The organism is Methanofollis sp. (assembly GCF_028702905.1).
Lineage (GTDB): Archaea > Halobacteriota > Methanomicrobia > Methanomicrobiales > Methanofollaceae > Methanofollis.
The window spans coordinates 1-7,850 of sequence record NZ_JAQVNX010000097.1 but is presented as its reverse complement, the minus strand read 5'-3'; the positions used below and the strand labels follow the sequence as shown (position 1 = coordinate 7,850).

Annotated in this window: 9 protein-coding genes; 6 read left to right on the top strand and 3 right to left on the bottom strand. The window is 61.8% G+C overall.

Annotated elements, in window-relative coordinates:
• Together PHP59_RS10255 and PHP59_RS10250 are read left to right on the top strand one after the other, a co-directional pair.
• Nucleotides 1-552, top strand: a 552-nt coding sequence (locus PHP59_RS10255) for a hypothetical protein (protein WP_300166644.1), incomplete at its 5' end; no start/stop codon positions are given.
• The gene (locus PHP59_RS10250) at nucleotides 549-1,160 is read left to right on the top strand and encodes a hypothetical protein (RefSeq protein ID WP_300166642.1); all 612 of its coding nucleotides are present in this window, start codon (nucleotides 549-551) and stop codon (nucleotides 1,158-1,160) included. The genes PHP59_RS10255 and PHP59_RS10250, both read left to right, overlap by 4 nt.
• A gap of 97 nt (nucleotides 1,161-1,257) precedes the next feature.
• Here PHP59_RS10250 and PHP59_RS10245 read toward each other — a convergent pair whose 3' ends face one another.
• Nucleotides 1,258-2,553: an ATP-binding protein gene (locus PHP59_RS10245; protein WP_300166640.1), complete on the bottom strand. Its 1,296-nt coding sequence runs from the start codon at nucleotides 2,551-2,553 to the stop codon at nucleotides 1,258-1,260.
• Nucleotides 2,554-2,695: 142 nt separating this feature from the next.
• Here PHP59_RS10245 and PHP59_RS10240 point away from each other — a divergent pair, with 142 nt between their 5' ends.
• Entirely contained in the window at nucleotides 2,696-3,424 is a 729-nt protein-coding gene (locus PHP59_RS10240; RefSeq protein ID WP_300166638.1) for a flavodoxin family protein, read from the top strand.
• Nucleotides 3,425-3,539: 115 nt separating this feature from the next.
• On the opposite strand, the gene PHP59_RS10235 is transcribed toward PHP59_RS10240, so the two are convergent.
• Complete coding sequence (locus tag PHP59_RS10235) at nucleotides 3,540-4,052, bottom strand: GNAT family protein (RefSeq protein ID WP_300166636.1); 513 nt, start codon at nucleotides 4,050-4,052, stop codon at nucleotides 3,540-3,542.
• A gap of 120 nt (nucleotides 4,053-4,172) precedes the next feature.
• Here PHP59_RS10235 and PHP59_RS10230 point away from each other — a divergent pair, with 120 nt between their 5' ends.
• Both PHP59_RS10230 and PHP59_RS10225 read left to right on the top strand, forming a co-directional pair.
• Nucleotides 4,173-5,006, top strand: coding sequence for a CPBP family intramembrane glutamic endopeptidase (locus tag PHP59_RS10230; RefSeq protein WP_300166634.1), 834 nt, complete (start codon nucleotides 4,173-4,175; stop codon nucleotides 5,004-5,006).
• Nucleotides 5,007-5,263: 257 nt separating this feature from the next.
• Complete coding sequence (locus PHP59_RS10225) at nucleotides 5,264-5,866, top strand: hypothetical protein (protein WP_300166632.1); 603 nt, start codon at nucleotides 5,264-5,266, stop codon at nucleotides 5,864-5,866.
• A 74-nt stretch (nucleotides 5,867-5,940) separates the two neighbouring features.
• Here PHP59_RS10225 and PHP59_RS10220 read toward each other — a convergent pair whose 3' ends face one another.
• Nucleotides 5,941-7,155 (bottom strand): hypothetical protein, encoded by a 1,215-nt coding sequence (locus PHP59_RS10220; RefSeq protein ID WP_300166630.1) that lies wholly within the window; start codon nucleotides 7,153-7,155, stop codon nucleotides 5,941-5,943.
• Between the two features lie 193 nt (nucleotides 7,156-7,348).
• Between PHP59_RS10220 and PHP59_RS10215 the strand changes: the two genes are divergently transcribed.
• A partial coding sequence (locus PHP59_RS10215; RefSeq protein WP_300166628.1) for a DNA repair exonuclease occupies nucleotides 7,349-7,850 on the top strand: 502 nt, incomplete at its 3' end.

Sequence of the window (7,850 nt, the reverse complement as noted above, 5' to 3'; positions counted from 1 at the left end):
ATCCTCCTCGTCTTCGGCGTCTTCATGCTCCTCTTCGGCCTCCTCCTCTTCGGCATCCATACGGGTGACCTCCCCTACACGCCGGACAGCACGTACGGTCTTTTCCTGGTCATCGTCTCCTTCCAGGTCGTCACGATGGGGAAGACGCCCTTCGGCGACCTCCGCCGGTCGTGGGCTGTCGTCGTGCTCGGCATCTGCACGGCGGTCGTCGGCATGGTCGCCTGCTTCATCCCCGGCACCCTGACCGCACCCGTCCGCATCCTGGTCGGCGTCCTCCTCGCCGGCGGCGGGACCGCTCTTCTCCTCCAACTGTTCCTCGTCGAAGGGAGGGCGCGGACGTGGCTGAAGGTGCCCGGCGTCCTGCGGCACCTGACTCTCGCCTGCACGGGCGTGTACCTCCTCTCGGTCGCCCTCGGCCTTGTCACCCTCCTCCCCGGCATCACGACCGACCCGCAGACGGCGGTGCTCCTCGTCCTCTACGGCGTCTTTTTCTTCTATCTCGCGTGGAGCATTCAGAAGACGGCGAGGGCGTACCCCCAGGGGGAGACATGACGCCCGACGACCCGCAGGCAGGGGGCGGGTGGAGGATTTTCCGGGACGCCTCGGTCTCCCTCCCGGTCGCCACCATCCTCGTCGTCGCCACCCTCCTGGTGCTCCTCGGCCTCCTCCTCTTCCCGGTCAACCTGGGGGCGATCCCCTTCTCCCCTGACGGTCAGCTCGGCCTGCTGATGGTCATCATGGCCATCCAGATGATGGCCCTGGGGGAGACGCCGGTGGGCCAGTACACCCGCTCCTGGCTCATGGTCCTGATCGGGGCCGTCTTCGCCGCCCTGGGGGTCGTCGCCTGCATCGTGCCGGGCGTCCTGACCGACCTGCTCAGGGTCCTCCTCGGCCTCCTGAACATCGTCGGGGGCGGCGTCCTCCTCGCCGGGCGGTTTCTCCCGGTGCTCCGGGGCGGCGGAGACCCGACGGCCGGGCCCATCCCCCCGGCCCTGAAGAAATTGCTGGTCACTCAGACGGTGCTGAACCTCGTTGCGATCGCCTTCGGCGTCAGCATGCTCGTGCCCGGCCTCGTCTCGGGCATGGTGATCGCGGGCGTCGTCGTGGTCAACGGCCTCCTCCTCTTCGCGCTGGCCGGGATTTTGATGGGGATACAGTAGCCATGCCAGGTATTGTACACGCCCGCGTGCCACCCCCACCGCCTGACGATGATGGGAATGGGAGAGATCGAAAAAAGAAAAACACGATTGCAGGCCCCTACAAATCCCCCACACCGAGCAACCACGTCCAGAGCGGGACGCACCTGACCTCCCCCTCCGTCGCCGCCGTATCCTTCGTGATCAGCACCAGGTCCTTCACCCTGCCGCCGAACTCCCCGGCAAACTCCCTGAGGGCATTCATCTCCCTTTCAGGAGGGGATTCAGTGTACGTGACATTGATCGCGGCCAGGGTGTTGTCCGGGTTTTTCAGGACAAAATCCACCTCTCCCGATTTTTTCCAGTAATAGGGCTCGTACCCCCGCCGCCGCAGTTCGAGGAAGACCAGGTTCTCGACACACCGCCCTTCATCGGCCGAGAACGTGAACGAGACGGCATTCCTCAGCCCGGTATCGATGCAGTAGACCTTCTTGCTGTTCCGTGCCTGCACCTTCAGGGAATAACTGAAGTACTGGACCTCGAAGAGCACCCTCGCCATCTCGGCATAGTGGATGTACTCCTGGATCGTCGTCGCTTCGATCCCCAGCACCCTCTCCAGCTGCCGGTAGGAATAGGGCGAGGAGATGTTGGTCAGGAGGTAGGAGAGGAGATCGCTCATCGCTCGCTGGTTGCGCACCTCGTTCACCCGGACGATATCGCGGTAGACGATGCTGTCATAGTACGCCCTGAGCTGGTCGACCTTCATGCCCTCATAGACCTGTCGCACGGCCTGCGGGAAACCTCCTTCACGGATGTACTGCCCGAGAAGGCGTAAAAGGTCGTACTTCATCGCCGTGAGCGCAATCGGGTCGGCGCCGATCTTCACTCCCCGAAAGAGGAGGTACTCCGAAAAATCGAGGGGGTAGACCGTGACAGCCAGATATCTCCCGCTGATCAGGGTCGAGATCTCAGAGTCGAGAAGATAGGAGGAAGACCCCGATATCACCAGCCTGAACTGCCCGCGGTCATAGGTTGCCTTGACCCACCTCTCCCATCCGGCGATTGCCTGGACTTCGTCGAAGACGAGCCAGGCACCCTCCTCGCTCCAGACCTCTGATCGGTAGGTGTCAAGCACCGTCTCCAGCGGGTGGTCGAGGCGGGCGAGGGCGGGTTCGTCGCAGTTGACAAAGAGGATCGATCTCGGGTCGACGCCCTGCGTATGGATCAGGTCGTGGATCATCTGGTACAGGAGGGTGGTCTTGCCCGAGCGCCTGACGCCGCTGAGGACCACGATCTCCCCGGAGGCGCAATATTTTTTGATCTTCGCAAGATAACGCTCCCGCCGCACACCAGTTTCGAAATCTCTGCTGCTCCACCAGGGGTTCAGCGCGACCAGGAGTTCAAGGAGATCAGCCACGATATTTTGTAGGGTTATAACCCGGCATAAATCTATGTTTCTGTATGGTTATAACCACTCAAAAACAGGGATATGCCCCCTCACACCCCGCGGCCCACACCTTTATTACCCGCCCCGCATCGATCAGACGACGGTGGAGCACATGAAAGTCGTCGCATTCAACGGGAGTCCGAAGGGGGAGGAGAGCAACACGCACGTCATGGTCGACGCCTTCCTCGAAGGGGCGGCGCAGGCGGGCGCCGATGTGGAGAACGTCTTCCTCGCGGAGAAAAAGATCGATCACTGCCTCGGGTGTTTTCAGTGCTGGGCGTCCCCGGCAGGGAGGTGCGTCCTGAAAGACGATATGGCGGAGTTGATCGGCCTGTACTCCTCCGCCGACATCGTCGTCTTCGCAACGCCCCTCCACAACGACAATGTCTCCAGTCGCCTGAAGATCTTCATCGACCGCCTCCTCCCGCTCGCAGACCCCCATTTTGTCGTGGACGCGGGGGGAGAGACCGTCCATCCCAGTAGGGGCGGGAAGATCCCGACGTTCGTGATGATCGCAAACTGCGGTTTCCCCGAACAGAGCCATTTTCAGGTGCTCAGGCTCCTCGCACAGCGGATGGCACGGAACTACAAGACCGAGTTCGTCGCCGAGATCTATCGCGGCGGGGGGCCCTGGCTGACAGAACCGGCCGCTGCGGAGGCGGTCGCACGGTACAGGGACCAGGTGCGGGCGGCCGGGGGAGAGGTGGTGACGGCCGGCAGACTCTCCGAGGGGACGAGACAGCGCCTCGAAGAACCCCTCGTCCCGTCGCCGGAGTATGTCGAGATCTACCGGCAGGCGGTCAACCGGTACTGGGACGATCTGTGGAGCGGACAGGGATAGGACGGCGCAAGCACCGGGAGACAGATGCCACACCTGCATGCAGGAGTCCGGAACCTCTCCCTCTTTTGAGATAAAAAAAATATCCTCAGGGCAATCCTTCCTACATGTCCGCCCTTCACGTCACGAGAGCATAGAGGTACTCGTCCATGACGACGCCGCCCTTCGTGACCGCCGACCTGTGGACCGCCTCCCGCACGAAACCGCACTTCTCCAGCACCCGCATCGACGCCGGGTTGTTCTCGAAGATCCCGGCCTGCAGGCGGACGATGGGAAAGAGGTCGAAGGCCAGAGGGACGACCGCCCGCACCGCATCGGTCGCGATCCCCCTGCCCCAGTACTCCTCAGAAAGCCAGTACCCGATCTCGGCGGTCCCGCGATAGACATCGAGGAGCGGGTGGATGCCGATGCCGCCCACGGCCTCGCCGTCCACCTCGATAGCCAGCATGAGGGCCGAGGGGGTGTGCGCCGCCATGGCGATGAAGGTCTCCGCATCCCTGCGGGTGTAGGGGTGGGGGAACGCGTCCCGCATATGGCAGGCGACCGCGGGGTTGTCGGCATGGCGGGCGAGGGCGGGGGCGTCCTCAGGGGCCCAGCCGCGGAGGACGGACGAGGGGGTTTCGCAGCGCATACGGACTTCGAGTGGGATTTCATCCCCCATAAACCTTCCACGAAGGTCTCTCCCGCGGCGCCCGGACACCGTCACAAAACCGGAAAAAATCCTTAATACGTCGCCGGAGAAACGCTATCGATGACACCGTATGACCCCGCCTCCCCGTCGACAGCACGGAGAGAGGTGCTCCTCTTTCTCCTCCTCACCTTTGCCCTGAGCAGCGTCGGGTGGGCCCTCACGACCGGAAGCACGACCCGGGAGAGCATCCTCCTCTTCACCCTCGTCACCATGTGGTGCCCCGGCATCGCCGCGGTCCTCACGCGCCTGTACGTCCAGCGGGACCTGAAGGGCTTCGGCTTTCGCGTCGGCGACATCCGCTGGCCGCTGGTCGGGATATTCCTCCCCATCGCCATCGGCCTCCTGATGTTCGGCGCCGTCTGGGCGACCGGCATCGGTGCGTTCGACACCGGGAGCGCCGCGACGGTCTTCAGCCTCGCCTTCGTCCCCGCCTTCCTCGTCGCCATCCTCCTCAACCTCTTCGCCGCCGCCGGCGAGGAGATCGGGTGGCGGGGCCTCCTTGTCCCGGAGATGGCGAAGTTCATGGGCTTCACCGAACTCGCCCTCCTCTCCGGCGGCATCTGGACGGCATGGCACCTCCCCATGATCCTCTTCTCCACCTACCACGGCGCAGGCCCCCTCTGGTTCTCGATCGCCGTCTTCATCCCCTCGGTCATGGGTGCCGGCCTCGTCCTTGCCTGGCTCACCCTGAAGTCGGGGAGCGTCGTCCCGGCCATCCTCTTCCACGGTTTCTGGAACTACTTCATCCAGCAGTTCTACCCGGCCCTCACCGTGCAGACGGCAGGGACGGAGATGATCCTCGGCGAGTTCGGCTGGGCCTCGCCGGCGATCTACGTCGTCCTGGCCCTGATCTTCTGGCACTATCGGGGCCTCCTGCCGGGTGCCGGGAGATAAGTCAGGGGGGTTTTCATAGGGCCAGCAGATAATGTGAAAGACCAGAATGCCAACAACTCCTCCCATCCCCCTTTTCTTCGACCCTGCAACCCCTTCCTGCAACCCCCGGACACGTGAAGGAAAGACTTTTCCCCGGGCACACCCATCAGGTGTCGCGCCCATCATCCCGATTAAATCTGGCATTCAATGCGTTAAACAGTAAATTACGCGAAATTAAAATAGCAACATCTATAATTCAAGAATTCATCTGATATAGTATGGCTCTACTCGACATGCTGAAGAACAGGAACCAGAAAGCAGAACCTGTTTCTGTTGAGTCTTCGAAACCCGAGTGTTATATCTGCAGGCGGTCGGAGGAGGATATCGCCGGGCTGACGGCCGCGATGACGGAAGAGGCCGATGTGAAGATCCGGCTCCTCCGCGACAAGATCGGATCGAAAAAGGACGAGGTCGTACAGTACTATCAGTCGATGGTCGATCAACTCGCCGGGAACGAATATCTCGAATTTAAGATCGAGACAATAAAAACGGACATCCCGCAGTTCGGCAAAAAGATCCCGAACGTCAATGAGATCATTCAGAAAAGCCGCTCAGACTCCGAAACCGTCTCGGCCGTCGTGGAGAGGTTGAAAGAGTCGATAGACCAGATCTCCATGGACCCGGCGTACGACATCAGCCAGGACCACCCTGAGATCCAGGAGGCCTGTGACGGGATCCGGTCCCTCGAACATGAAAAGCAGGCGATCGCCGACGCCCTGAAGATCAGGAGCAGAGTGCTGCACCCGGCGCAGGGGGGGCAGGTCACGGTCCACCTCTGCGGGATCTGCTCGGGCCTGCTGGAGGGATCGGCGGAGACCTGAGAGCGTCCTCTCTCACCGCCGGCATATGGCGGCAATGGACGATTTTCTCGGGGCCCCGCCGGGATACGGTCGCCTCACGCGGCTGGTGAATGGTCTGCGCCTGCGGGGCAGGACGGGACGCCGGTGAGGGGAGGCGCCTCCCGCACCGGGAAAAAGAGGGAGGCGTACCTCTCCGCAACGCGGGGATGGAGAGAAGGTTTCTCCGCGTCAAGCCACTCGTAGAACCCCGCCATCGAGCGATCGGGCGTCCGCATGCTCTCGAAGGCCAGGTCGCCCCCCCTGTCCAGGACGATCTTCAGGTACGCGTCCTTCCCCCGCATCTTGAAGTAGACGACAGGGGTGTACGCCGGGATATCGAAGGCGATCACCGCCCTGCAGAAGCGCCTGACCACGTCGTCGGCAGAGAGGACGGCGTCCTTTACCCTGACCCCCCTGTCGTGGAGCATCGTGCGGACGCCGAAGGTGTCCAGGGTGCCGAGCATGATCTTCTTCGAGAGGGGGTTGACGACCGACGCAATCGCGTCCATCCCGCCGTCCGCGCCGGAGAGCATGGCCCTGACGACCCTCTCCCTGTTGCCGTCATGGACCTCCCTGTAGTCGAAGGAATTTTCCGGGTGGAAACAGGTGAGGCTGACGGCCTTCGGGTGCGGCCCCGGCCTTTCCGGCCTCTTCCGCAGCGACCCCTCGTAGATCAGGTCCCTCATCTCCTCGACCGGGTTTGTGATCAGGACGAGGCAGTCGGGTTCTGCCGCGATTCTCCGGATGCTGGCGTACTGGGAGACGTCGACCGACGAGACCAGGACGAAGGGGACGGTCTTCTGCCCGAGCAGGGTGCCAAGCAACCTCTTCTTGTAGCAGACCTCCTCGTGGAACGTCTTCAGGCCCATGGCCGAGGTGATCACCTCGACAAAGCCCATGTTCCCGTGGTTGTCCACGAAGAGGAGGTCCATCTCGGCGATCGTCTGCCCGTTCCCCCTGACTGTCAGGTTCCCCTTCTCCGAGTAAAAAAATCCGTTCTGGCCGGGGTGCGGGGCAACGTGGGGTTCCTGCATGTCGTCCCCTTTCCTGACGATGGAGCGTACGAGGTCGGTCCGGAGGGAGAGGTCGAGCATGATCTCGTACACGAGGAACTCGTACCAGCTCCCTTCGGCCCCGCGCCGGACGGGGCAGTCCTCGGAGAAGAGGTCCCGTTTCTCATGGTACCCCAGGTGGCGGAGGGCCCTCTGCGCTATCGTCTCATCGAAAAAGTCGCGGGGGAATGTGCCGTCCAGCCAGGTCAAAAAATCCATTTTCAGATGAGAGAATGACCGCGGTGACACATTATCGTTTCTGTTGTGGCAGGCAACTTTTTCGGGGGGCCGGAGAGGCAGAGATCAGGTCGGATGACCTCTCTCACCACTCATCCGCCGCCACGGAAATAAAAATATTTTTCGTGCCGTACATCAAGCATCCACCCATGAACAAAAAATCCGAGGCAATCCTATGACAAAATCCCGAAAAAAATCTTCAGACACTCTAACCTTCATCCACACCGCCGACCTCCACCTCGGCAGCCCCCTCGCCGGTATCAGGGCAATGGACGAGCATATGGCTGAAAGACTGGTCCAGGCATCGTACCGCGCCTTCGACCAGATCGTTGACCTGGCCCTCAGGGAGGAGGTCGACTTTCTCCTGATCGCAGGCGACCTCTACGACAGCCAGAGGCAGCAGATCTACGACCAGCTCACACTCCTCCACGCCCTTGAGAGACTTAATGGCCACAATATCCCGGTCTACATCGCCTGCGGTAACCACGACCCCCAGAGCGCCTGGTCGCAGTCCATCCAGTGGCCGGAGAACGTCCATATTCTGGCAGATTACAGACCGGAAGTTGTCTTCTTTGAGAAAAATGGGGTAAGAAAGGCGGCCATCGTCGGGATGAGTTATCCCCGCTCATCAGTCTGGGAGAACCTCGCCGCGACGTTCCCGGAGAAAGAGACTGACT

Bases quoted from the DNA above. Each gene is read 5' to 3' on its own strand.
- PHP59_RS10250 (WP_300166642.1), top strand. From the start codon at position 549: ATGACGCCCGACGACCCGCAGGCAGGGGGCGGGTGGAGGATTTTCCGG.
- PHP59_RS10240 (WP_300166638.1), top strand. From the start codon at position 2,696: ATGAAAGTCGTCGCATTCAACGGGAGTCCGAAGGGGGAGGAGAGCAAC.
- PHP59_RS10235 (WP_300166636.1), bottom strand. From the start codon at position 4,052: ATGCGCTGCGAAACCCCCTCGTCCGTCCTCCGCGGCTGGGCCCCTGAG.
- PHP59_RS10230 (WP_300166634.1), top strand. From the start codon at position 4,173: ATGACACCGTATGACCCCGCCTCCCCGTCGACAGCACGGAGAGAGGTG.
- PHP59_RS10225 (WP_300166632.1), top strand. From the start codon at position 5,264: ATGGCTCTACTCGACATGCTGAAGAACAGGAACCAGAAAGCAGAACCT.
- PHP59_RS10220 (WP_300166630.1), bottom strand. From the start codon at position 7,155: ATGGATTTTTTGACCTGGCTGGACGGCACATTCCCCCGCGACTTTTTC.